Below are 23,420 nucleotides of genomic sequence, written 5' to 3' on the forward strand. Positions count from 1 at the left end.
CTGCGTCTTATTGGTGCTGGAGGTTCTGTGAAGTCACAAAACCGTGCTATATTTCGAGGTTCGCCGGAGAGGTGGCCGAGTGGTTAATGGCAGCAGACTGTAAATCTGCCCTCTTACGAGTACGCTGGTTCGAATCCAGCCCTCTCCACCAGCGATGAATTTGGTTTCTAAGAGCGATTGGATCTAGCGCTTTGGGTGCCTTTGAGTGCCCCCGATGCGGGAGTAGTTCAATGGTAGAACCCCAGCCTTCCAAGCTGATGACGCGGGTTCGATTCCCGTCTCCCGCTCCAGAGACCCGGTTCGGCGCCGGAAGCGATTGGTTAGACAAAGCCCTTTTGGCTCAGTGGTAGAGCACTCCCTTGGTAAGGGAGAGGTCGCGGGTCCGATTCCCGCAAAGGGCACCAGTTTTTGGGGGTTGCAACGGCAGCTTTGCAACCCATCTGCATACGTTGAAATCGTTTTTTTCGGAGTCGAAAAATGGCAAAAGGTAAATTCACCCGCACCAAGCCGCACGTGAACGTGGGCACGATCGGTCACGTTGACCACGGCAAGACCACGCTGACGGCTGCGATCGCGACGGTGCTGTCGGCCAAGTTCGGCGGCGAAGCCAAGGCCTACGACCAGATCGACGCGGCGCCCGAAGAAAAGGCCCGCGGCATCACCATCAACACCGCCCACGTCGAGTACGAAACGGCCAACCGCCACTACGCACACGTCGACTGCCCCGGCCACGCCGACTACGTCAAGAACATGATCACCGGTGCCGCCCAGATGGACGGCGCCATTCTCGTGTGCTCGGCCGCTGACGGCCCGATGCCCCAGACCCGCGAGCACATCCTGCTGGCGCGCCAAGTGGGTGTGGGCTACATCATCGTCTTCCTGAACAAGTGCGACATGGTCGACGACGCCGAACTGCTCGAGCTCGTCGAAATGGAAGTGCGCGAACTCCTGGACAAGTACGAATTCCCGGGCGACGACACCCCCATCATCCATGGCTCGGCCAAGCTCGCCCTGGAAGGCGACAAGGGCAAGCTCGGTGAAGAAGCCATCATGAAGCTGGCCGAAGCGCTGGACACCTACATCCCGACGCCCGAGCGCGCCGTGGACGGCACCTTCCTGATGCCCGTCGAAGACGTGTTCTCGATCTCCGGCCGCGGCACCGTCGTGACCGGCGCCGTCGAGCGCGGCGTGATCAAGGTCGGCGAGGAAATCGAGATCGTCGGCATCCGCCCGACTGTCAAGACCACCTGCACCGGTGTGGAAATGTTCCGCAAGCTGCTGGACCAGGGCCAGGCTGGCGACAACGTCGGCGTGCTGCTGCGCGGCACCAAGCGCGAAGAAGTCGAGCGCGGCCAAGTGCTGTGCAAGCCCGGCTCGATCAAGCCGCACACGCACTTCACCGCCGAGGTGTACGTGCTGTCCAAGGACGAAGGTGGCCGTCACACGCCGTTCTTCAACAACTACCGTCCGCAGTTCTACTTCCGCACGACGGACGTGACCGGCGCGATCGAGCTGCCCAAGGACAAGGAAATGGTCATGCCTGGCGACAACGTCAGCATCACCGTGAAGCTGATCAACCCGATCGCGATGGAAGAAGGCCTGCGCTTCGCCATCCGTGAAGGCGGCCGCACCGTGGGTTCGGGCGTCGTGGCAAAGATCCTCGACATCTAAGCCGAGCGCAAAGAGTACCGGAGGGGTATAGCTCAATTGGCAGAGCGTCGGTCTCCAAAACCGAAGGTTGTAGGTTCGATTCCTACTGCCCCTGCCACCTAGGTGGCACCCCGAAAAAAGCCCATCGCAACCCGATGGGCTTCGGCGTCTCAAGAAGACGCATTGAATTGAAGGCCGGAAGGCCGCAGGAAATCAGCCAAACATGGCCACTTCTCAAATCGAAACCGTGAGCACGGGTGCCGACAAGGCCAAATTGGCTGTGTCGGTGCTGCTGGCAGTGGGCGCCATCGTGGCGTTCTACCTGCTCGCGCGCCAGGGCTCGCTGGTGCAATGGGCTGCGCTGCTGGTCGGCTTGGCCGCGGCTGTGGGCGCGTTCGGCAGTTCGGAGAATGGCCGCCAGTTGTGGGCTTTTGGCCGCGACTCGTGGCGCGAGGTCAAGAAGGTCGTCTGGCCGGCCCGCAAGGAAGCAATGCAGATGACGGCTTACGTGTTTGCCTTCGTGGCAATCATGTCCGTTTTCCTCTGGCTCACCGACAAGACGCTCGAATGGGTGTTTTTCGACCTCATTCTGGGCTGGAGAAAATAAATGACTGACGACGCTGTTGAAACCACGCCGAGCAGCCCGGAAGAGGAAAACACCTCCGTGCTGGCTCCCGCCGCCAACCCTGATTTGCGTTGGTACGTGGTGCATGCCTATTCGGGCATGGAAAAGGCCGTCGAACGCAACATCACCGAGCGCATCAACCGCGCCGGCATGCAAGACAAGTTCGGCCGCATCCTGGTTCCGACCGAAGAAGTGGTCGAAATCAAGAACGGCCAGAAGCGCACCACCGAGCGCCGCTTCTTCCCGGGCTACGTGCTGGTCGAAATGATCATGGACGACGAGAGCTGGCACCTGGTGAAGCACACCAACAAGGTGACGGGTTTCGTGGGCGGCGCCAAGAACCGTCCGGCCCCGATCTCGCAAAAAGAGGTCGAGGACATCGTCAGCCAGATGCAGCAGGGCACCGAGAAGCCGCGCCACAAGGTCGAGTTCACCGTGGGTGAGTTCGTGCGCGTCAAGGAAGGCCCGTTCACCGACTTCAACGGTACCGTCGAAGACGTGAACTACGAAAAGAGCAAGGTCAGCGTGTCGGTCATGATTTTCGGCCGCGCGACGCCTGTGGAGCTCGAATTCGGCCAGGTCGAGAAGACCTGAGTCCCCGGTCTTCGGACCGGAACCATTTTCGGCTGCGCGTTGTCCGACTCGGCGCGCGGCCTTGATCGAAGAGTCGTTTAACCCCGGGGAGCCGAGGCGAGAGCCAAGGCGATATCACCCGCAAGGAGCAAAACATGGCGAAAAAAATCGTCGGCTTCGTCAAGCTGCAAGTGCCAGCTGGTAAGGCCAACCCATCACCACCCATCGGTCCCGCACTGGGCCAGCGTGGTTTGAACATCATGGAGTTCTGCAAGGCGTTCAATGCGCAAACGCAGAGCTACGAGCCGGGTCTGGCGCTGCCGGTGGTCATCACCGCGTTCGCCGACAAGAGCTTCACCTTCATCATCAAGTCGCCCCCGGCTGGCGTGCTGATCAAGAAGGCGATCAAGCTGGACAAGGGTTCGGCCCGTCCGCACACCGACAAGGTTGGCAAGATCACGCGCGCTCAGCTCGAAGAAATCGCCAAGACCAAGATGAAGGACCTGACGGCCGCCGACATGGACGCCGCGGTTCGCACCATCGCCGGTACTGCCCGTTCGATGGGCGTGAATGTGGAGGGCGTGTAAATGTCCAAGATCACCAAGAAGCAAAAAGCGCTCGCAGGCAAGGTCGACAGCAACAAGCTGTACCCGCTGGCTGACGCCATCGGCCTCGTGAAGGAAGCCGCCACCGCCAAGTTCGACGAATCGATCGACGTGGCCGTGCAGCTCGGCATCGACGCGAAGAAGTCTGACCAGGTCGTGCGTGGCGCCGTCGTGCTGCCCAACGGCACCGGCAAGACCAAGCGCGTGGCCGTGTTCGCCCAAGGCGCCAAGGCTGACGAAGCCAAGGCCGCCGGCGCCGACATCGTCGGCATGGACGACCTCGCTGCAATGGTCAAGGCTGGCGACATGCCTTTCGACGTCGTGATTGCCGCCCCCGACGCCATGCGCGTGGTCGGTACGCTCGGCCAGATCCTCGGCCCGCGCGGCCTGATGCCCAACCCCAAGGTTGGCACCGTGACGCCGGACGTCGCCACGGCCGTGAAGAACGCCAAGGCTGGTCAGGTCCAGTTCCGCGTCGACAAGGCCGGTATCGTGCACGGCACGATCGGCCGCCGTTCGTTCGACACCGACAAGCTGCAGGGCAACCTCGCTGCGCTGATCGACGCTCTGGTCAAGGCCAAGCCGGCGACCAGCAAGGGCGTGTACCTGCGCAAGGTGGCTGTTTCGTCGACCATGGGTCTGGGTGTCCGCGTGGACACGCAAACCATCTCGGCGAGCTAAAGAGATTTGCCCGGCTCTGAAAAGAGCAGGGCGAATGTGGTGGGTCGCGGCGGCTTCGGTTGCCGCGAGCCATCCAAGACCGCTGGTGTGCAGGGCGCTGCACTTAATCGCCGGATCGATCCTTCCGGTATCCAGCGCAGATGGCGACCCCACTGCAAGGAATTTGTTTTTTGTTCCGAAACAGTTGGTCGCTGCATGAAGCGCGATCCGAGGCCCCGGCCGAAGGTCGCATTAAAAGGAGTAGACCTTGAGTCTGAATCGCAGTGAGAAAGAAGCGGTCATCAGTGATGTGACCAGCCTCGCCGCTAAAGCTCAAACGCTCGTGATGGCGGAATACCGTGGCATCACCGTTGCCGATATGACCAAACTGCGCACCGAAGCTCGCAGCAAGGGTGTGACTCTCAGCGTGTTGAAGAACACGCTGGCACGCCGTGCTGTTGCTGGTAGCGCATTCGAAGTCGTCGGTGACCAGATGACCGGTCCGCTGATCTACGGCTTTTCCGAAGACGCAGTGGCCGCCGCCAAGGTGGTGGCCGACTTCGCGAAGACCAACGACAAGTTGGTGATTCGCGGCGGCGCGTTTGGCGGCAAGGTCCTGGACGTCGAGGGCGTGAAGCAACTGGCCAACATCCCTTCCAAGGAAGTGCTGTTGTCGCAATTGCTGGGCTTGATGCAATCCCCGATCTCTCGTACCGCCCGCGTGCTCGCGGCGCTGGCCGAGAAGCGCGGTGGTGGCGAAGCTGCACCCGCCGATGCACCGGCAGAAGCGCAGGCCGCTTGAGCCTTGCGTTTGAAATATTCAACCCAATTGTTAGGAAACAAAAATGGCATTCGATAAAGACGCATTTCTGACCGCGCTCGACAGCATGACGGTCCTGGAACTCAACGACCTGGTGAAAGCCATCGAAGAGAAGTTCGGCGTGAGCGCCGCTGCAATGGCTGCCCCCGCCGGCGCTGGTGGTGGTGCTACCGCCGCTGCTGCCGAAGAGCAGACCGAGTTCAACGTCATGCTGATGGATGCAGGCGCGAACAAGGTTTCGGCCATCAAGGCAGTGCGCGAAATCACCGGCCTGGGCCTCAAGGAAGCCAAGGACCTGGTGGAAGCCGCTCCCAAGGCAGTCAAGGAAGGCCTGTCGAAGGCTGACGCTGAAGCCGCCAAGAAGAAGCTGGAAGAAGCTGGCGCCAAGGTGGAACTGAAGTAATTCAGACCCCCTAGAGGGCTGGAGGTGCCTGAAAAAGGCCCTCCAGCCTTTGCCGCTTTCAGAGCGCACCCAAAAGACGCCGTCTTCATGCGTTTTTTGAGTGTCTTCTGACCCCGACTGCAGAAGACCCCTTGGTTCGGGCGATGTGCAACGCATCGCTGTCCGCCAACGGCTGGTAGTGGCCAGCCGCCAAGCAGTAGTGCCTCGGCATTGCTGACAAGTCGCTGAAGATCTCAAGCTCCGGAGCTCTCATGGCCCAATCGTCCGCGTACAGTTACACCGAACGCAAGCGCATCCGAAAAAGTTTCGGTAACCGCGACAGCGTCGTCGAAATCCCCTACCTGCTGCAGATGCAGAAAGACGCGTACACCGCGTTCCTGCAAGCCGGCATTCCACCCAAGCAACGCACCGTCGAAGGCCTGCAGGCCGCGTTCGATGCTGCCTTCCCGATCGTCTCGCACAACGGTTTTGTCGAGATGAAGTTCCTCGAGTACAACCTCGCGAAGCCGGCTTTCGACGTGCGCGAATGCCAGACCCGCGGCCTGACCTTCGCCTCGGCCGTGCGCGCCAAGGTTCAGCTCATCATCTATGACCGCGAGTCGTCGACGTCGCAGTCGAAGGTGGTCAAGGAAGTGAAGGAACAAGAGGTCTACATGGGCGAAGTGCCGCTCATGACCGAAAAGGGTTCGTTCATCATCAACGGTACCGAGCGCGTGATCGTCTCGCAGCTGCACCGTTCGCCCGGCGTGTTCTTCGAACACGACAAGGGCAAGACGCACAGCTCGGGCAAGCTGCTGTTCTCGGCACGCGTGATTCCCTACCGCGGCTCGTGGCTCGACTTCGAGTTCGACCCGAAGGACATGCTGTACTTCCGCGTCGACCGTCGCCGCAAGATGCCGGTCACGATTCTGCTGAAGGCCATCGGCCTGAACCCGGAATCGATCCTCGCGAACTTCTTCGTGAACGACAACTTCCGCCTGATGGACAGCGGTGCGCAGATGGAATTCGTTCCCGAGCGCCTGCGCGGCGAAGTCGCGCGCTTCGACATCACCGACAAGTCGGGCAAGGTCGTGGTCGCCAAGGACAAGCGCGTGACCGCACGCCACACGCGTGAACTCGAGCAGTCGGGTACCACGCACATCAGCGTGCCGGAAGACTTCCTGGTCGGCCGCGTCATCGCGCGCAACATCGTCGACGCCGACTCCGGCGAAATCCTGGCCAAGGCCAACGACGAATTGACCGAAGCGCTGCTGAAGAAGCTGCGCACGGCCGGCGTGCAAGACATCCAGGTGATCTACACCAACGAACTCGACCAGGGCGCGTACATCTCGCAAACCCTGCGCATCGACGAAACGGTGGACGAGTTTGCCGCCCGCGTGGCCATCTACCGCATGATGCGCCCCGGCGAGCCGCCGACGGAAGACGCCGTGCAGGCCCTGTTCCAGCGCCTGTTCTACAACCCGGACACGTACGACCTGTCGCGCGTCGGCCGCATGAAGTTCAACGCCAAGGTCGGCCGCGACGAATCGACCGGCCCAATGGTGCTGACCAACGAAGACATCCTGGCCGTGGTCAAGATCCTCGTTGACCTGCGCAACGGCAACGGCGAAGTCGACGACATCGACCACCTGGGCAACCGCCGCGTGCGTTGCGTCGGCGAACTGGCCGAAAACCAGTACCGCACCGGCCTCGCCCGTATCGAGAAGGCTGTGAAGGAACGTCTGGGCCAGGCCGAGCAAGAGCCGCTGATGCCGCACGACCTGATCAACAGCAAGCCGATCTCGGCCGCGCTGAAGGAATTCTTCGGTGCCTCGCAGCTGTCGCAGTTCATGGACCAGACGAACCCGCTGTCCGAAATCACCCACAAGCGCCGCGTGTCGGCCCTTGGCCCGGGTGGTCTGACGCGCGAACGTGCAGGCTTCGAAGTGCGCGACGTGCACGTGACCCATTACGGCCGCGTGTGCCCGATCGAAACGCCTGAAGGCCCGAACATCGGCCTGATCAACTCGCTGGCCCTGTATGCCCGCCTGAACGAATACGGCTTCATCGAGACGCCGTACCGCCGCGTGGTCGACAGCAAGGTCACGATGGACATCGACTACCTGTCGGCCATCGAAGAAGGCAAGTACGTCATCGCCCAGGCCAATGCGGTGCTGGACAAGGACGGCAAGCTGACCGGCGACCTGGTCTCCGCGCGTGAAGCCGGCGAATCGATCCTGGTGGGGGCGGAGCGCGTCCAGTACATGGACGTGTCGCCCGCACAGATCGTGTCGGTGGCCGCCTCGCTCGTGCCGTTCCTCGAGCACGACGATGCGAACCGCGCGCTCATGGGCGCCAACATGCAGCGCCAGGCCGTGCCTGTGCTGCGTCCTGAAAAGCCGATCGTCGGTACCGGTATCGAGCGCGTTTCCGCGGTCGACTCGGGCACGGTGGTCACGGCCACCCGCGGCGGTATCGTCGATTACGTCGACGCGACCCGCATCGTGGTGCGCGTGAACGACGCCGAAGCGGCAGCCGGTGAAGTCGGTGTGGACATCTACAACCTGATCAAGTATCAGCGTTCGAACCAGAACACCAACATCCACCAGCGTCCGATCGTCAAGCGCGGCGACAAGATCGCCAAGGGCGACGTGGTGGCCGACGGCGCATCGACCGACCTCGGCGAACTGGCCCTCGGCCAGAACATGCTGATCGCGTTCATGCCGTGGAACGGCTACAACTTCGAAGACTCGATCCTGATCTCGGAACGCGTCGTCGCGGAAGACCGCTACACCTCGATCCACATCGAGGAACTGGTGGTGATGGCTCGCGACACCAAGCTGGGTGCCGAAGAAATCACGCGCGACATTCCGAACCTGGCCGAGCAGCAGCTCAACCGCCTCGACGAATCCGGCATCATCTATGTCGGTGCCGAAGTGCAGCCGGGCGACACGCTGGTGGGCAAGGTCACGCCGAAGGGCGAGACCACGCTCACGCCTGAAGAGAAGCTGCTTCGCGCCATCTTCGGCGAGAAGGCCTCCGACGTGAAGGACACCTCGCTGCGCGTGGACCAGGGCTCGCAAGGCACTGTGATCGATGTGCAGGTGTTCACCCGCGAAGGCATCACGCGCGACAAGCGCGCCCAGCAGATCATCGATGACGAGCTCAAGCGCTTCCGCCTCGACCTGAACGACCAGCTTCGCATCGTCGAAGCCGACGCGTTCGACCGTATCGAGAAGATCCTGACCGGCAAGGTCGCCAACGGCGGCCCGAACAAGCTGGCCAAGGGCACCAAGCTCGACAAGGCCTACCTGTCGTCGGTCGAGAAGTTCCACTGGTTCGACATCCGCCCGGCGGACGACGAAGTGGCAACGCAGCTCGAGTCGATCAAGAACTCGCTGGAGCAGACGCGCCACAGCTTCGACCTCGCGTTCGAAGAAAAGCGCAAGAAGCTCACGCAGGGCGACGAGCTGCCCGCGGGCGTGCTCAAGATGGTCAAGGTCTACCTGGCCGTCAAGCGCCGCCTGCAACCCGGCGACAAGATGGCCGGCCGCCACGGCAACAAGGGTGTGGTGTCGAAGATCGTTCCGGTCGAAGACATGCCCCACATGGCCGACGGCACGCCGTGCGACATCTGCCTGAATCCGCTGGGCGTGCCTTCGCGGATGAACGTGGGCCAGGTGCTCGAAGTGCACCTGGGCTGGGCCGGCAAGGGCATCGGCCAGCGCATCGGCGACCTGCTGCAGCAAGAGGCCAAGGTGGCCGAGCTGCGCAAGTTCATGGAGCAGCTGTACAACGGCTCGGGCCGCAAGGAAGACCTCAGCAAGCTGAGCGACACCGACGTGCTCGAAATGGCAGCCAACCTGCAGAGCGGCGCCACCTTTGCAACGCCGGTGTTCGACGGCGCCTCGGAAGAAGAAATCCGCGGCATGCTGAAGCTCGCCTACCCGGACGACATCGCCAAGCTCAAGGGCCTGACCGACACCCGTACCCAGGCGTACCTGTTCGACGGCCGCACCGGCGACCAGTTCGAGCGTCCCGTCACCGTCGGCTACATGCACTTCCTGAAGCTGCATCACCTGGTGGACGACAAGATGCACGCCCGTTCGACCGGCCCGTACTCGCTCGTCACTCAGCAACCGCTGGGCGGCAAGGCGCAATTCGGCGGCCAGCGTTTCGGTGAAATGGAAGTGTGGGCGCTGGAAGCTTACGGCGCCGCCTACGTCCTGCAGGAAATGCTGACCGTGAAGTCCGACGACGTGCAAGGCCGTACCAAGGTGTACGAAAGCATCGTCAAGGGCGAACACACGATCGAAGCCGGCATGCCGGAATCGTTCAACGTGCTGGTCAAGGAAATCCGTTCGCTGGGTCTCGACATCGAGCTCGAGCGTTCGTAATCAGAAGAGGAAAGAGTCACATGAAATCGCTACTCGACCTGTTCAAGCAGTTCACACCCGATGAGCATTTCGATGCCATCAAGATCGGCATGGCTTCGCCCGAGAAGATCCGTTCGTGGTCTTTCGGCGAGGTGAAGAAGCCGGAGACGATCAACTACCGCACGTTCAAGCCCGAGCGCGACGGTCTCTTCTGCGCCAAGATCTTCGGCCCCATCAAGGACTACGAGTGCCTGTGCGGCAAGTACAAGCGCCTGAAGCACCGCGGCGTGATCTGCGAGAAGTGCGGCGTTGAAGTCACGCAGACCAAGGTGCGCCGCGAGCGCATGGGCCACATCGACCTGGCGGCGCCCTGCGCGCACATCTGGTTCCTGAAGTCGCTGCCGTCGCGTCTGGGCCTTGTGCTCGACATGACCCTGCGCGACATCGAACGCGTGCTGTACTTCGAAGCCTACGTGATCACCGACCCCGGCATGACCCCGCTGAAGAAGTTCGGCATCATGTCCGAGGACGACTATGACGCGAAGCGCAAGGAATACGGCGACGAGTTCGTCGCCAAGATGGGCGCCGAAGGCATCAAGGACCTGCTCGAGGGCATCGAACTCGACAGCGAGATCGAACGCCTGCGCGGCGACCTGACCGGCTCGGAAGTCAAGGTCAAGAAGAACTCCAAGCGCCTGAAGGTGCTCGAGGCCTTCCGCAAGTCGGGCATCAAGCCCGAGTGGATGGTGCTCGACGTGCTGCCCGTGCTGCCGCCGGACCTGCGTCCGCTGGTGCCGCTGGACGGCGGCCGCTTTGCGACCTCCGACCTGAACGACCTGTATCGCCGCGTCATCAACCGCAACTCGCGCCTGCGCCGCCTTCTGGAGCTCAAGGCTCCGGAAATCATCGCGCGCAACGAAAAGCGGATGCTGCAAGAAGCGGTCGACTCGCTGCTGGACAACGGCCGCCGCGGCAAGGCCATGACGGGCGCCAACAAGCGCGCGCTCAAGTCGCTCGCCGACATGATCAAGGGCAAGAGCGGCCGCTTCCGCCAGAATCTGCTGGGCAAGCGCGTCGACTACTCGGGCCGTTCGGTCATCGTGGTGGGCCCGACGCTCAAGCTGCACCAGTGCGGCCTGCCCAAGCTGATGGCGCTCGAGCTGTTCAAGCCTTTCATCTTCTCGCGCCTCGAAGCCATGGGCATCGCGACCACGATCAAGGCTGCCAAGAAGGAAGTCGAATCCGGCACGCCGGTGGTCTGGGACATCCTGGAAGAAGTGATCAAGGAACACCCGGTCATGCTGAACCGTGCGCCTACGCTGCACCGTTTGGGCATCCAGGCGTTCGAGCCGATCCTGATCGAAGGCAAGGCGATCCAGCTGCACCCGCTGGTTTGCGCGGCGTTCAACGCCGACTTCGACGGCGACCAGATGGCCGTTCACGTGCCGCTGTCGGTGGAAGCGCAAATGGAAGCCCGCACGCTGATGCTGGCCTCCAACAACGTGCTGTTCCCGGCTTCGGGCGAACCGTCGATCGTTCCTTCGCAGGACGTGGTGCTGGGTCTGTACTACACCACCCGCGACCGCATCAACGGCAAGGGCGAGGGCCTGATCTTCTCCGACATCGGTGAAGTGCAGCGCGCGCTCGACGCCAATGAAGTCGAGCTGACCGCCAAGGTTGCCGTGCGCATCACGGAGTACACCAAGGACAAGGAAACGGGTGAATTCACTCCTTCCACGTCGCTGGTGGACACCACCGTGGGCCGTGCACTGCTTTCCGAGATCCTGCCGAAGGGCCTGCCGTTCTCGAACATCAACAAGGCGCTGAAGAAGAAGGAAATCTCCAAGCTCATCAACGTCTCGTTCCGCAAGTGCGGCCTGAAAGAGACCGTCGTGTTCGCCGACAAGCTGCTGCAAAACGGCTTCCGCCTGGCAACCAAGGCCGGTATCTCGATCGCGATCGACGACATGCTGGTGCCTGCTGAAAAGCACGGCATCATCGAGCGTTCCGCCAAGGAAGTGAAAGAGATCGAGCAGCAGTACGTCTCGGGTCTGGTGACCTCCGGCGAGCGCTACAACAAGGTGGTGGACATCTGGGGCAAGGCCGGCGACGAAGTGTCGAAGGTCATGATGTCCAAGCTGTCCAAGCAGAAGGTCATCGACCGCCACGGCAAGGAAGTGGAGCAGGAGTCCTTCAACTCCATCTACATGATGGCCGACTCCGGCGCCCGCGGTTCCGCAGCGCAGATTCGCCAGGTGGCCGGTATGCGTGGCCTGATGGCCAAGCCGGACGGCTCGATCATCGAGACGCCCATTACCGCGAACTTCCGCGAAGGCTTGAACGTGCTGGAGTACTTCATCTCCACCCACGGTGCCCGTAAGGGTCTGGCCGACACGGCACTGAAGACCGCGAACTCGGGTTACCTGACCCGTCGTCTGGTCGATGTGACGCAAGACCTGGTGGTGACCGAGCAGGACTGCGGCACGCATGGCGGCTACCTGATGCGCGCCATCGTCGAAGGCGGTGAAGTCATCGAGTCGCTGCGCGACCGTATCCTCGGCCGCTCGGCTGCGGACGACGTGCTGCACCCGGAAAACCGTTCGGTGCTGCTCAAGGCCGGCGAGATGTTCGACGAAGACAACATCGAACTCCTCGAAGCCGAGGGTGTCGACGAAGTCAAGGTCCGCACCGCGCTGACCTGCGAAACCCGCTTCGGCATCTGCGCGACCTGCTATGGCCGCGACCTGGGCCGCGGCGGCCTGATCAACATCGGCGAAGCCGTCGGTGTGATCGCGGCGCAGTCGATCGGCGAACCCGGCACGCAGCTCACGATGCGTACGTTCCACATCGGTGGTGCGGCGTCGCGTGCGGCAGTGGCCTCGAGCGTCGAAGCCAAGTCCAACGGCACGATCGGCTTCAACGCCACGATGCGCTACGTGACCAACAGCAAGAACGAGCTGGTGGTGATTGCACGTTCGGGCGAGATCGTCATTCATGACGAACACGGCCGCGAGCGCGAGCGCCACAAGGTGCCGTACGGCGCGACCCTGGCCGTCAAGGCCGACCAGCAGATCAAGGCCGGCCACGTGCTTGCCAACTGGGATCCGCTGACGCGCCCGATCATCACCGAGTTCGCCGGCAAGACGCAGTTCGAAAACGTCGAGGAAGGCCTCACGGTTGCGAAGCAGGTGGACGAAGTGACCGGCCTGTCGACCCTGGTCGTGATCGACCCCAAGCGCCGCGGCGCTGCCAAGGTCGTTCGCCCGCAGGTGAAGCTCATCGACGCCTCCGGCGCCGAAGTGAAGATCCCGGGTACCGACCACTCGGTGACGATCGGCTTCCCGATCGGCGCCCTGGTGCAGGTGCGTGACGGCCAGGACGTGGGCCCCGGCGAAGTGCTGGCGCGCATTCCGGTCGAAGGCCAGAAGACGCGCGACATTACCGGCGGTCTGCCGCGTGTTGCCGAGCTCTTCGAAGCCCGCTCGCCGAAGGACAAGGGCATGCTGGCCGAAATGACCGGTACCGTGTCGTTCGGCAAGGAGACCAAGGGCAAGATCCGCCTGCAGATCACCGATCCGGAAGGCACGGTCTGGGAAGACCTCGTGCCGAAGGAAAAGAACATCCTGGTGCACGAAGGCCAGGTGGTGAACAAGGGCGAAAGCGTGGTCGACGGTCCGGCGGACCCGCAGGACATCCTGCGCCTGCTGGGTTCGGAAGAACTCGCGCGCTACATCGTGGACGAAGTGCAGGACGTGTACCGCTTGCAAGGTGTGAAGATCAACGACAAGCACATCGAGGTGATCGTTCGCCAGATGCTGCGCCGCGTCGTGGTCGACAACATCGGCGACACGAGCTACATCTCGGGCGAACAGGTCGAACGCAGCGAAATGCTCAACACCAACGACGCCCTGCGCGCCGAAGGCAAGATCCCCGCGACGTTCACCAACCTGCTGCTGGGTATCACGAAGGCATCGCTCTCGACCGACTCGTTCATCTCTGCCGCTTCGTTCCAGGAAACGACGCGCGTGCTGACCGAAGCCGCGATCATGGGCAAGCGCGACGAACTGCGCGGCCTGAAGGAAAACGTCATCGTCGGCCGCCTGATTCCTGCGGGCACCGGCATGGCTTACCACCAGGCGCGCAAGGTCAAGGACCAGATGGACGAGGCCGAGCGCCGCGCCATCGCCGAATCGGAAGCTGCAGAGCTGGCCGGTTCGACCAGCGATGTCGACAGCACGGCCGACGCCAGCGAAGGCGCCGCGTCCGAATAAGCGGCTAGCATCACCGGTCATGACCGGTATCCGACGCCCCCCGACCGATTCCGGTTGGGGGGCGTTTTTCTTTCAGCTTTCTCTTTCTCTTTCCATGAGGCGTTTTTGTCGATGAGCGCTTTGCCCGATTCGCTGGCCGGCTGGATCGTCACCGCGGTGCTGTTGTTCTGGTTCGTGGGCGCATACAACCGGCTGGTGCGCTTGCGCGCAGCCGTGCTCCAGGCCTACGCCACCCTCGATGCCGCGTTGCGAAAGCAGCTCGACTTCGTCCAGGCCAGCATCACGGCCACCCCGCCGCAGAAGGATGCGCCCGCTGGCAACCTCCATTCGGCGGCGGTGGCGCCGCTGCAGGCCGCCACCACCCAGCTTGCCTCGGTGCTCGGCGCAACCCGGCTGCGTCCGCTCGACCCGGGTGCCATGGCCGCACTGGCAACGGCGCTGCAGGTGCTGATCAACGCCTGGCAGCGGCAGCATCCGGATGCCGTCACCGTCTTCGATGCGGACGGCACGCTCTCGCGCCCCGCGCCGCTGCTTTCGTCTGTGGCCGGCGCAGGTGCCGGTGCCGACGCCGCCTTGCCCGCTGCGTTCGAACCCATGGCCTGGCCCGAACCCTCCGCCTCGGCTGAAATTGCGCGCAGCCAGTTCAATGTGGCTGTCAGCCACTACAACGCCGCGATCGTCCAGTTTCCGGCGCTGCTGGTGGCATGGTTGGTGCGTTTGCGTCCCGCCGCGCCCCTGCTTTGAGGCCGTGCACTCAAGGCTGTATCTTTTTTCTTAATCCTGAGCGGCGCTGTGCGTCATGCCAGCCCGTTACCATCGCCCCAACTTGCCAGAACTATCTTCCGACCACGCAGGCGGCACCGCCCCGCATCTGCAACCCCCGCTGTGGCGCCAACTGCAATTGACTGCGGCGGCGCTCGCGTCGATTCGCGCCGGCAGTTCGGGCACCGCCGCATTCGAATCCGTCGAGCCCGCCATGCGCCCCGGCGTGCAGGCACTCGGCTTTCAGGTGCTGCGCTGGCTTGGCCGCGCCGAAGCCCTGCGCCGCCATCTTGCCAAGCGCACGCCGCCGCCGCTGCCCGATGCACTGCTGTGCACCGCGCTGGCGCTGGCGTGGGACGCGCAGCACGCGCCGTACGAACCCTTCACCCTGGTCGACCAGGCTGTGGAGGCCGCCAAGCGCAACCCCGCCACGCGCGCGCAGGCGAGCTTCATCAATGCCTGCCTGCGCCGCTTCCTGCGTGAGCGCGACGAGCTCGTGGCCGCAACCGACCATGAACCCGTCGCCCAATGGAACCATCCGCGCTGGTGGATCGAACGGCTCAAGCGCGACCATCCCCGCGATTGGCAGCGCGTGCTTGCCGCGGACAACGCACACGCGCCCATGACGCTGCGCGTCAATGTTCAAAAGACCACCGTTCCCGCCTATCAGCTGGCACTCGAGGCAATCGGCCTGGAATCCATCCGCGTGGGGGCTTCCGGCCTGCAACTGGCGCGTGCCCGGCCGGTGCTGCAACTGCCCGGCTTTGCCGACGGCGATTGCTCGGTGCAGGATGCCGCCGCGCAAATGGCAGCACCGCTGCTGCTCGAAGGATTGCTTTCCGAGGGCGGCACCGCGCCCCTGCGAGTGCTCGACGCCTGCGCCGCTCCGGGCGGCAAGACCGCCCATCTGCTCGAAGTGGCTGGCCCCGGCGCCATCGACGTGACAGCGCTGGAGGTCGACCCGGTTCGCAGCCGCCGCATCGACGAAACCCTGAACCGGCTAGGACTGACCGCTAAAGTAGTAGTGGCCGATGCCGCACGCCCGTCCGCATGGTGGGACGGCACGCCCTTCGACGCCATCCTGCTCGATGCGCCCTGCACGGCTTCGGGCATTGTGCGGCGCCACCCCGACGTGCGATGGCTGCGCCGCGAGAGCGACACGGCCCAGCTCGCGGTGCAGCAGGCGGCGCTGCTGGCGGCGCTCTGGCCCTTGGTCCGGCCCGGCGGCCGGCTGCTCTATTGCACCTGTTCGGTGTTCCGCGAAGAGGGCTCGCAACAAATCGATGCGTTTCTTGCGCACAACACCAACGCCCGATTGAAGGCATCGCCGGGTCATTTGCTCCCCCAAAGCAGGGCGAATGCCCACGCCGTCCCGGACAATCCCTCAGGTGATCACGACGGCTTCTTCTACGCCCTGCTTGAAAAACGTCCCCGCTAGACCTTGGGGCCGGCGCGGCTCGGCGCTCTTCGCCGCACTGCTGCTGGCCATGATGATGTTGGTGGGCTCGCTGCCCATGGCCGCGGCCGCGCAGGGGCGCAACGGCCCTTCGGTCACCCAGATGCGCCTCGAGCAGGCCGACGATGGCGTCTATCTCACCGCGGCGGTGCAGTTCGAACTGCCGTCGCTGGTCGAAGAAGTGCTCGACAAGGGCATTGCCATCTACTTCGTCGCCGAAGCCGAGGTTTTCCAGGAGCGCTGGTACTGGACCGACCGCAAGGTCGCCCAGGTCACGCGTCACATGCGGCTGGCCTACCAGCCCCTCACACGCCGCTGGCGGCTCAACGTGTCGCCGGTGCCCATTACTGGCACCGCGGGGTTCGGCGTCTCGCTGAACCAGAACTTCGACAGCCTTGCCGATGCGATGGACGCGGTCAAGCGAGTGGGACGGCTGCGGCTGGGCGACGCCGCCGACATCGGCGACGAGGCGCAGCACCAGGTCGTGTTCCGCTTCCGGCTCGACACCTCGCAGCTGCCGCGTCCGTTCCAGATCGGCGTGGTCGGGCAGGCCGACTGGAACATTGTGGTCGAGCGCAGCGCCAAGCTGCCGCTGGAGAAGCAGCGGTGAGCACCAAACCGCGCAGCGGCGCAGCGGCCACACCTGCCGCCCGCCGCTCGCGCGCGGTGCGTTGGGCCGTGGGCGTGGGCGCCGCGCTGGTCACGGCCATCGGCCTGGTGCTGATGTTTCTGCTGGCGCAAGCCACCAACAACCGCGCGCTGTACGAACGCTATTACGTGCGGCTCTTCGGCATCAACGTGGTGGTGGCCGTGCTGCTGGTGCTGGTCATCGGCTGGGTCGCGTTTCGGTTGCTGCGCCGGCTGCGGCAGGGCAAGTTCGGCAGCCGCCTGCTCATCAAGCTGGCCGCCATTTTTGCGTTGGTGGGCGTGGTGCCGGGCGCGCTCGTCTATGTGGTGTCTTACCAGTTTGTGGCGCGTTCGATCGAAAGCTGGTTCGACGTCAAAGTCGAGGGCGCGCTCGATGCCGGCCTCAACCTGGGCCGTGCCACGCTCGATTCGCTTTCGGACGACCTGGCTGCCAAGACCCGCGCCGCCAGCGCCCAGCTTGCACAAGTGCCCGATGCGAGCGCGGGCCTTGCGCTCGAGCGCATTCGCGATCAGTTGCAGGCCAGCGATGTGGTGCTCTGGACGGGCACCGGGCAACTCATTGCGGGGGCGGGCACCTCGCGCTTTCAGCTGAACCCCGAGCGGCCGACCATCCAGCAACTGCGGCAGGTGCGCGCGGACCGTGCCATCGCCCACATCGAGGGCCTGGACGAAACCGCGGCGCCGGGCGCCAGCCTGCCTCCGGCCACCGTGCGCGCCATTGCCATGGTGCAGCGCCCCGGCTTCGACTTCGACACCGCGCCGCGCTTTCTGCAGGTGACCCAGCCGCTGCCGCCCGCCGTCGTGGCCAATGCGCTTGCCGTCCAAGAGGCCAACCGCGAGTACCAGGAGCGCGCCCTGGCCCGCGAGGGCCTGCGGCGCATGTACATCGGCACCCTCACGCTCAGCCTGTTCCTGGCCGTGTTCGGCGCCGTGCTGCTCGCGGTGCTGTTCGGCAACCAGTTGGCGCGGCCCCTGCTCGTGCTGGCGGAGGGCGTTCGCCAGGTGGCCGCCGGCGACCTGCGGCCGACCGCCGTGCTGCAAGGCAAGGACGAGCTTGGCGGCCTGACCCGTTCCTTCGCCGTCATGACCCAGCAGTTGGCCGATGCCCGCGGCGCCGTCGAAAAAACCATGGGCCAGCTCGACGCCGCCCGTGCCAACCTGCAGACCATTCTGGACAACCTGACCTCGGGCGTGATCGTGCTCGACGCCAAGGGCACCATCTTGTCCACCAACCCCGGCGCCACCCGCGTGCTGCGCGCGCCGCTGGCCGCCTACGAAGGGCAGCCGCTTGCACAGGTGCCCGGCCTGGCAGACTTTGGCAACAGCGTGCAACAGCAGTTCGACGAGTTCCAGGTCGAGCGGCTGCAGCACGGGCTCGACCACTGGCAGCATGCCTTCGAGCTGCATGCCACCGGCAACGACCTGCCGCAGCAGGGCAGCGCCATCAACATCGTCGCGCGCGGGGCCGAGCTGCCCGGGGCCGCGCGGCTGCTGGTGTTCGACGACATCTCCGAAATCGTCTCGGCCCAGCGTGCACAGGCCTGGGGCGAGGTCGCGCGCCGCCTGGCGCACGAAATCAAGAACCCGCTCACGCCCATCCAGCTCTCCGCCGAGCGGCTGGAGATGAAGCTTTCCGGCAAGGTCGCGCCGCCCGAGCAGGCCGTGCTCGTCAAGTCGGTCAAGACCATCGTCGACCAGGTCGATGCAATGAAGCGGCTGGTCAATGAGTTCCGCGACTACGCCCGCCTGCCCGCGGCCGACCTCAAGCCCGTCGACCTCAACGCGCTGCTGGCCGACGTGCTCCAGCTCTACAGCGCCGAGAACGCGCCCATTGCGCTGCGCTCCGAACTGGACGAGCGCTGCCCGCCCATCCGCGGCGATGCGCAGCAGATCCGCCAGGTCATTCACAACCTGCTGCAAAACGCGCAAGACGCCGCCGAGGCCGCCGCCAGCAGCACCGGCAGGGCGGGCGAGGTCGTCATTCGCACCCGCCTGGGCGATTCGGGCCAGCGCGTGCGCCTGACCGTGCAAGACAGCGGCCCCGGCTTTGCCGAGAACATTCTCAAGCGCGCCTTCGAACCCTACGTCACCACGAAAACAAAAGGTACCGGTTTGGGGCTGGCCGTGGTCAAGAAGATCGCAGACGAGCACGGCGCCCGAATCGAGCTTTCCAACCGCGTTGTCGATGGGGCTGTAGCGGGGGCGCAAGTCTCGCTATCATTCGCGCTGGCAGGCGAGTCGCAAACAGCGGTCGCTCACACCGAAGATTCGAAGTCTTCCGCCGCCTGAGCGCGAAAGAAATCCATTGCGCTCAGTCGATGGATCGGCTGGCGGACCATACACACCATTGCAGATACCGGCGCATACAACAAGCAGCACTCATGGCAAACATTCTCGTGGTCGATGACGAGCTGGGCATTAGGGACCTGCTCTTCGAAATTCTCAATGACGAAGGCCACAACGTGGAGCTGGCGGAAAACGCCGCCGAAGCACGCGCAGCCCGGCAACGCGCACGGCCCGACCTTGTGCTGCTCGACATCTGGATGCCCGACACCGACGGCGTCACGCTGCTCAAGGAATGGTCGACCGCCGGCCTCCTGAGCATGCCCGTCATCATGATGAGCGGCCACGCCACCATCGACACCGCCGTGGACGCCACGCGCATCGGCGCCTTTGCATTCCTCGAGAAGCCCATCACCATGCAAAAGCTGCTCAAGGCAGTGGAGCAGGGTCTTGCCCGCGAAAGCGCCCGGCGCGCCGCCGCCGGCGTTGTGCCGCCGGCAACCGGCGTGAACCCGGCAGCAGCCATCACCACCACCGGCGACAGCCTGCTGCTCGCTTCGCTGGCTTCAGTGCCCGTGCCCGATGCAGGCCCGCAGTCGACCCAGAGCTTCGACCTGGACCGGCCGCTGCGCGATGCGCGCGACGGTTTCGAGAAGGCCTACTTCGAGTTTCACCTCGCCATGGAGAACGGCTCCATGACCCGCGTCGCCGAGAAGACCGGCCTGGAACGCACCCATCTTTATCGCAAGCTCAAACAACTTGGCGTCGATCTTTCGAGAGGGCGCAGAAGCGCTGTATAATTTAAGGCTGCACACCAAGGCCCGGTAGCTCAGTTGGTAGAGCAGCGGATTGAAAATCCGCGTGTCGGTGGTTCGATTCCGCCCCAGGCCACCATTCATCACTTTGACAGTTCGTCCGCCAAAGTTAAAAAGCCCTAAGTAAATCAATTGCTTAGGGCTTTTTTCATTCAATCGAGGCCCAGCCCCGGCTGCCAAACAGGGCGTCCGGTCAGCCCAGCAAGTCGATTGCAGCCTGAACGATGGGCCGCGCCCACTGCGGCGTTGCCGCGAGCGCGGCCAGATCATCGGGCTGCGGAAAAATCGGCTCGCCCGAACTCAGCTCAAGCACCAGCACCGGATCTGCAATCTCTTCTCCGGGCGGCGCTTCCGCGCTGTTGTCGAAGACCTGGAGCCGTGTGAGCTTTGGCAGCAGCTGAATCAGGTTGGCGCGCGATGCGATCCAGCGCTCGCGAATCTTGGCTTCGGGAATGCTGTGGCCTCCGCGCGCCACCCTCGCGCGGACGCGGGCTATGTGCTGCTCGGGCGAAGAAAGACCGCAATAGATCATGACCACATCATGGCTCGACGCGGCGCGGGCGAGCAGTGCGGGAATGGTGTTTGCGCCCAGCGTGGTTTCGAACGCGTAGTTGGCGCCTTGCGCAATGGCCGCCTCCAGCCGCTCGCGGCCCAGGTTCCATGCGCGGGCGTTCGCTTCTTCGGATGTCAGCCCGAGCTGCGCGATGAGTTCGCGCGCGAACGTGTCGGGGTTGAACCAGGCGAGCCCGTGTTCGGCGAGCAGGGCGCCGCCCACCGAGCTTTTGCCCGCTCCGTTGACTCCGGCTAGCACCAGGATGAACGGGCGCGCTGCTGCTGCCGCTGGCGCCATCAGAACGTGTCGCCTGCCTTGGGAGGTCGCGCGAGCTTGCCCTTGGCCGCGAACAGGCTGTTCAGGTTCGCCGCGGCATCGGGCTGCTGCAGCGCGCCAAGGCGTGCGTCGAAGCGGCGGCCGAGGTCGTCGAGCACCGACTGTTCACGCGCCTTGAGTGCCTGCGCGTCTTCCACCAACTGGTTGTAGGTGGCTGCGGTCAGGAGCACCATCTCCACGGTCGAGTGGTTGGTTACCGCCACGCTGCCCGACTGCTGCACCTGGCGAACCACGTCGCCCCACCGGTTCTTGACGTGGGATGCGTTCTGGCGAGGCAGGTCGTTGAGGCTGGGCAGTACGGCGGCCATGATGTGCTCCTTTGTTGCCATTATGGCAAAAATAGCAAAATTGGACAGAATGCCGGTACGGGGCGTGATCGCCAGCCATGCGTAGCCCAACGAGCCAGAGTTTTTCTATTCACGAACCTTCGATCAAGGCCGCGCGTACCGATTCGATCGTGGTCACGGCGGTATCGATGCCGCGCTGCAGTTCGGCGTTCAGCAACCGCAAGAGCGCGCCCAGCTCGCTGCGGGTCACATGCACCTCTTCCGGGTCGTTCACGCGCTGCGGAGCGATGAGCCTTTCGAGACACGCGTACGCGCGCTGCACGTCGTGAATGGTGTCGATTTCGTCGGATGCCCGCAGCGTGAGTGCTTCGGCGCTGTCTTGCAGTGGGCGCAAGCGCGCTGCAGGCGCGGCAATAGTGGCGATTCCAGATGACGCGGAGGGCGAGGGGGATTGCGCGGGCGCGCGAGCATATCTCGCCATCAATGGCCTCCAAGAGCTTCGGTTTGAAAAAACCGCCGCTCCCGAGACCAATCGAGGGCGGCGACTCGACGGGTTGGTCTACCGGGAAGCTCTTGCGAGAACCGGCCGGGCTTGCGCCCGCCCATCGAGCCGCCAAAACTGGAGGCACGAACGACAAAGCCGCAAATCCTGCGGGGAAACTGCGGCTTTCGTCGCAGAGCTTCAACGGGAGACCAAGCCCGATCACGCCCTTTTTCGACGTGACGAACCCAGTATAGCGAGGGGCCTTTCCGCACTCATCCCACGCAGGACCACCACGCAGCCCATGGAGCCATGAAGCTTCGTATGCGGAGTCTCCGGGTTTCTCCCTAGCTTCCGCCCCTCAAGTTCCGGCCCTCATCTGCCGATATGCCTGGATAGGAGGCCTCCGCGTCGGTGGCCGTCACGGAAGAGCACATGCGCAATTGGAAGATCGGTGCCCAGCTGGGCATGGCGTTCGGGATCGTGTTGCTGTTGATGGCGACGGGGCTTGTCATCGGCCTCGCATGTCTTGGCGACGTCGCTGCGGGCAGCGGCGTTGCACCTGAACTCGCACGGCGTATCGAGTCGGCTCGCAGCCTGATGATGGGCTTCGGGTTGGCCGCGCTGCTGGCGGGCGTGGGCGGCAGCATCTGGCTTTCGCGCAGCATCATGCAACCGCTTGGCGAGGCCATTTTCATTGCGGAAACCGTGGCCTCGGGCGACCTCAGCAAAGAATTCGAGACCGAGCGCGGCGGCGATTTTGGTCGCCTGCTGCGCGGCATGGGCGAGATGGAAGACACGCTGACCGACGTGGTGACGCGCATCAAGGCGTCGACCGATTCGATCGTGGTGGCATCGGGGCAGATCACCGCGGGCAATCACGATCTGTCTTCGCGCACCGAGCAGCAGGCGAGCTCGCTCGAAGAAACGGCCGCGTCGATGGAAGAGCTCACCAGCACCGTCAAGCAGAACGCAGACAACGCACGGCAAGCCAACCAGCTCGCGCTTTCGGCCTCCGAGGTTGCAGTCAAGGGCGGCAGCGTGGTGGGGCAGGTGGTCGACACCATGGCATCGATCAATGCGTCGTCCAAGAAGATCGTCGACATCATCGGCGTGATCGACGGCATTGCGTTCCAGACCAACATCCTCGCTCTCAATGCGGCTGTCGAAGCGGCGCGTGCGGGTGAACAGGGCCGGGGCTTTGCGGTTGTGGCCTCCGAGGTGCGCAGCCTTGCGCAGCGCTCGGCCGCAGCGGCCAAGGAAATCAAGGGCCTCATCGACGACTCGGTAGGCAAGGTCGACGTGGGCAGTGCACTGGTGAGTGAAGCCGGAAAGACGATGGAAGAGATCGTGAGCGGCGTGAAGCGCGTGACGGACATCATCGGCGAGATCACCGCGGCCAGTCACGAGCAGGCGCAGGGCATCGAGCAGGTCAACCAGGCCATCGCACAGATGGACCAGGTCACGCAGCAGAACGCGGCGCTGGTCGAAGAGGCTGCAGCCGCGGCCCAATCGTTGCAAGAGCAGGCAGGCAACCTGTCGCAGGTGGTGGCTACTTTCAAGCTCGACGATGAGGACGAAAAGCCTGCAGTGGCGCCTCCGGTGGTTGAAGCCCGGCCTCTCGCGCGAGCGGTTCCCCTGGCTCAGTTGGCCCGCCGCGCCATTGCCATTCCGCAGGGCAAGCCCTCCGCGTAATGCGCCGCGGCGCCACTCTTCTTTTCAAGTTGCAACGCTCCACTGCGCCTACGCGAATGTGGGCATCACCCTACAGAAGAACACCGGCAAGAAATTAAGGTGACCGATGGCGAGCTCGACAGGTGTCGAGCCCTCGCACAAA

At 63.8% G+C, this 23,420-nt stretch carries 18 protein-coding genes and 5 tRNA genes; 20 read left to right on the forward strand and 3 right to left on the reverse strand.

Translation table 11 applies throughout. The annotated features are described in order from the left end of the window. Positions 1 to 65: 65 nt before the first annotated feature. The 19 genes from QHG62_RS21450 (at position 66) to QHG62_RS21540 (ending at position 20,005) form a co-directional block, all read left to right on the forward strand. A tRNA-Tyr gene (locus tag QHG62_RS21450) sits at positions 66 to 151 on the forward strand. A 65-nt stretch (positions 152 to 216) separates the two neighbouring features. Next, a tRNA-Gly gene (locus QHG62_RS21455) sits at positions 217 to 290 on the forward strand. 39 nt (positions 291 to 329) lie between these two features. After that, positions 330 to 404, forward strand: a tRNA-Thr gene (locus QHG62_RS21460). 73 nt (positions 405 to 477) lie between these two features. Continuing rightward, positions 478 to 1,671, forward strand: a complete 1,194-nt coding sequence (gene tuf, locus QHG62_RS21465) for an elongation factor Tu (RefSeq protein ID WP_012745744.1) — start codon at positions 478 to 480, stop codon at positions 1,669 to 1,671. Positions 1,672 to 1,692: 21 nt separating this feature from the next. After that, a tRNA-Trp gene (locus QHG62_RS21470) sits at positions 1,693 to 1,768 on the forward strand. Between the two features lie 105 nt (positions 1,769 to 1,873). Continuing rightward, the gene (gene secE / locus QHG62_RS21475) at positions 1,874 to 2,257 is read left to right on the forward strand and encodes a preprotein translocase subunit SecE (RefSeq protein ID WP_157611826.1); all 384 of its coding nucleotides are present in this window, start codon (positions 1,874 to 1,876) and stop codon (positions 2,255 to 2,257) included. Next, positions 2,258 to 2,869: a transcription termination/antitermination protein NusG gene (gene nusG, locus QHG62_RS21480; protein WP_126749934.1), complete on the forward strand. Its 612-nt coding sequence runs from the start codon at positions 2,258 to 2,260 to the stop codon at positions 2,867 to 2,869. A gap of 134 nt (positions 2,870 to 3,003) precedes the next feature. Beyond that, positions 3,004 to 3,435: a 50S ribosomal protein L11 gene (gene rplK, locus QHG62_RS21485; RefSeq protein WP_028258525.1), complete on the forward strand. Its 432-nt coding sequence runs from the start codon at positions 3,004 to 3,006 to the stop codon at positions 3,433 to 3,435. After that, entirely contained in the window at positions 3,436 to 4,134 is a 699-nt protein-coding gene (gene rplA / locus QHG62_RS21490; RefSeq protein ID WP_126749935.1) for a 50S ribosomal protein L1, read from the forward strand. Between the two features lie 247 nt (positions 4,135 to 4,381). Next, entirely contained in the window at positions 4,382 to 4,915 is a 534-nt protein-coding gene (gene rplJ, locus QHG62_RS21495; RefSeq protein ID WP_126749936.1) for a 50S ribosomal protein L10, read from the forward strand. A 43-nt stretch (positions 4,916 to 4,958) separates the two neighbouring features. After that, on the forward strand, positions 4,959 to 5,336 hold the full coding sequence (gene rplL, locus QHG62_RS21500) for a 50S ribosomal protein L7/L12 (protein WP_258503826.1): 378 nt from the start codon (positions 4,959 to 4,961) through the stop codon (positions 5,334 to 5,336). A 251-nt stretch (positions 5,337 to 5,587) separates the two neighbouring features. Further along, positions 5,588 to 9,712 (forward strand): DNA-directed RNA polymerase subunit beta, encoded by a 4,125-nt coding sequence (gene rpoB, locus QHG62_RS21505; RefSeq protein ID WP_281147682.1) that lies wholly within the window; start codon positions 5,588 to 5,590, stop codon positions 9,710 to 9,712. Positions 9,713 to 9,732: 20 nt separating this feature from the next. Then, positions 9,733 to 13,962 (forward strand): DNA-directed RNA polymerase subunit beta', encoded by a 4,230-nt coding sequence (gene rpoC, locus QHG62_RS21510; RefSeq protein WP_258503827.1) that lies wholly within the window; start codon positions 9,733 to 9,735, stop codon positions 13,960 to 13,962. 111 nt (positions 13,963 to 14,073) lie between these two features. After that, complete coding sequence (locus QHG62_RS21515) at positions 14,074 to 14,706, forward strand: lema family protein (protein ID WP_281147683.1); 633 nt, start codon at positions 14,074 to 14,076, stop codon at positions 14,704 to 14,706. 127 nt (positions 14,707 to 14,833) lie between these two features. Continuing rightward, a complete protein-coding gene (rsmB, locus tag QHG62_RS21520) occupies positions 14,834 to 16,162 on the forward strand; it encodes a 16S rRNA (cytosine(967)-C(5))-methyltransferase RsmB (RefSeq protein WP_281151745.1) in 1,329 nt (442 codons plus the stop codon). Positions 16,163 to 16,211: 49 nt separating this feature from the next. Beyond that, positions 16,212 to 16,790, forward strand: a complete 579-nt coding sequence (locus tag QHG62_RS21525) for a DUF4390 domain-containing protein (protein ID WP_281151746.1) — start codon at positions 16,212 to 16,214, stop codon at positions 16,788 to 16,790. Further along, entirely contained in the window at positions 16,787 to 19,117 is a 2,331-nt protein-coding gene (locus QHG62_RS21530; RefSeq protein WP_281147684.1) for a sensor histidine kinase, read from the forward strand. Before QHG62_RS21525 ends, QHG62_RS21530 begins: the two co-directional genes overlap by 4 nt. A gap of 92 nt (positions 19,118 to 19,209) precedes the next feature. After that, the gene (locus tag QHG62_RS21535) at positions 19,210 to 19,911 is read left to right on the forward strand and encodes a response regulator (RefSeq protein WP_281147685.1); all 702 of its coding nucleotides are present in this window, start codon (positions 19,210 to 19,212) and stop codon (positions 19,909 to 19,911) included. Between the two features lie 18 nt (positions 19,912 to 19,929). Continuing rightward, positions 19,930 to 20,005, forward strand: a tRNA-Phe gene (locus QHG62_RS21540). Positions 20,006 to 20,119: 114 nt separating this feature from the next. Here the strand turns inward: QHG62_RS21540 and QHG62_RS21545 are convergent. From QHG62_RS21545 to QHG62_RS21555, 3 genes are all read right to left on the reverse strand, one after another. Continuing rightward, entirely contained in the window at positions 20,120 to 20,776 is a 657-nt protein-coding gene (locus QHG62_RS21545; RefSeq protein WP_281147686.1) for an AAA family ATPase, read from the reverse strand. Further along, a complete protein-coding gene (locus QHG62_RS21550; RefSeq protein ID WP_281147687.1) occupies positions 20,776 to 21,123 on the reverse strand; it encodes a type II toxin-antitoxin system prevent-host-death family antitoxin in 348 nt (115 codons plus the stop codon). Before QHG62_RS21550 ends, QHG62_RS21545 begins: the two co-directional genes overlap by 1 nt. 109 nt (positions 21,124 to 21,232) lie before the next feature. Further along, positions 21,233 to 21,496, reverse strand: a complete 264-nt coding sequence (locus tag QHG62_RS21555) for a hypothetical protein (protein WP_281147688.1) — start codon at positions 21,494 to 21,496, stop codon at positions 21,233 to 21,235. A 522-nt stretch (positions 21,497 to 22,018) separates the two neighbouring features. On the opposite strand from QHG62_RS21555, the gene QHG62_RS21560 reads away from it, so the two are divergent. Beyond that, positions 22,019 to 23,278, forward strand: a complete 1,260-nt coding sequence (locus QHG62_RS21560) for a methyl-accepting chemotaxis protein (RefSeq protein ID WP_281147689.1) — start codon at positions 22,019 to 22,021, stop codon at positions 23,276 to 23,278. Positions 23,279 to 23,420: the final 142 nt, after the last annotated feature.

The organism is Variovorax paradoxus (assembly GCF_029919115.1).
GTDB classification, from domain to species: Bacteria; Pseudomonadota; Gammaproteobacteria; order Burkholderiales; family Burkholderiaceae_C; genus Variovorax; species Variovorax paradoxus_O.

Bases quoted from the DNA above. Each gene is read 5' to 3' on its own strand.
- tuf (WP_012745744.1), top strand. From the start codon at position 478: ATGGCAAAAGGTAAATTCACCCGCACCAAGCCGCACGTGAACGTGGGC.
- secE (WP_157611826.1), top strand. From the start codon at position 1,874: ATGGCCACTTCTCAAATCGAAACCGTGAGCACGGGTGCCGACAAGGCC.
- nusG (WP_126749934.1), top strand. From the start codon at position 2,258: ATGACTGACGACGCTGTTGAAACCACGCCGAGCAGCCCGGAAGAGGAA.
- rplK (WP_028258525.1), top strand. From the start codon at position 3,004: ATGGCGAAAAAAATCGTCGGCTTCGTCAAGCTGCAAGTGCCAGCTGGT.
- rplA (WP_126749935.1), top strand. From the start codon at position 3,436: ATGTCCAAGATCACCAAGAAGCAAAAAGCGCTCGCAGGCAAGGTCGAC.
- rplL (WP_258503826.1), top strand. From the start codon at position 4,959: ATGGCATTCGATAAAGACGCATTTCTGACCGCGCTCGACAGCATGACG.
- rpoB (WP_281147682.1), top strand. From the start codon at position 5,588: ATGGCCCAATCGTCCGCGTACAGTTACACCGAACGCAAGCGCATCCGA.
- rpoC (WP_258503827.1), top strand. From the start codon at position 9,733: ATGAAATCGCTACTCGACCTGTTCAAGCAGTTCACACCCGATGAGCAT.
- QHG62_RS21515 (WP_281147683.1), top strand. From the start codon at position 14,074: ATGAGCGCTTTGCCCGATTCGCTGGCCGGCTGGATCGTCACCGCGGTG.
- QHG62_RS21525 (WP_281151746.1), top strand. From the start codon at position 16,212: ATGATGATGTTGGTGGGCTCGCTGCCCATGGCCGCGGCCGCGCAGGGG.
- QHG62_RS21535 (WP_281147685.1), top strand. From the start codon at position 19,210: ATGGCAAACATTCTCGTGGTCGATGACGAGCTGGGCATTAGGGACCTG.
- QHG62_RS21545 (WP_281147686.1), bottom strand. From the start codon at position 20,776: ATGGCGCCAGCGGCAGCAGCAGCGCGCCCGTTCATCCTGGTGCTAGCC.
- QHG62_RS21550 (WP_281147687.1), bottom strand. From the start codon at position 21,123: ATGGCCGCCGTACTGCCCAGCCTCAACGACCTGCCTCGCCAGAACGCA.
- QHG62_RS21560 (WP_281147689.1), top strand. From the start codon at position 22,019: ATGCGCAATTGGAAGATCGGTGCCCAGCTGGGCATGGCGTTCGGGATC.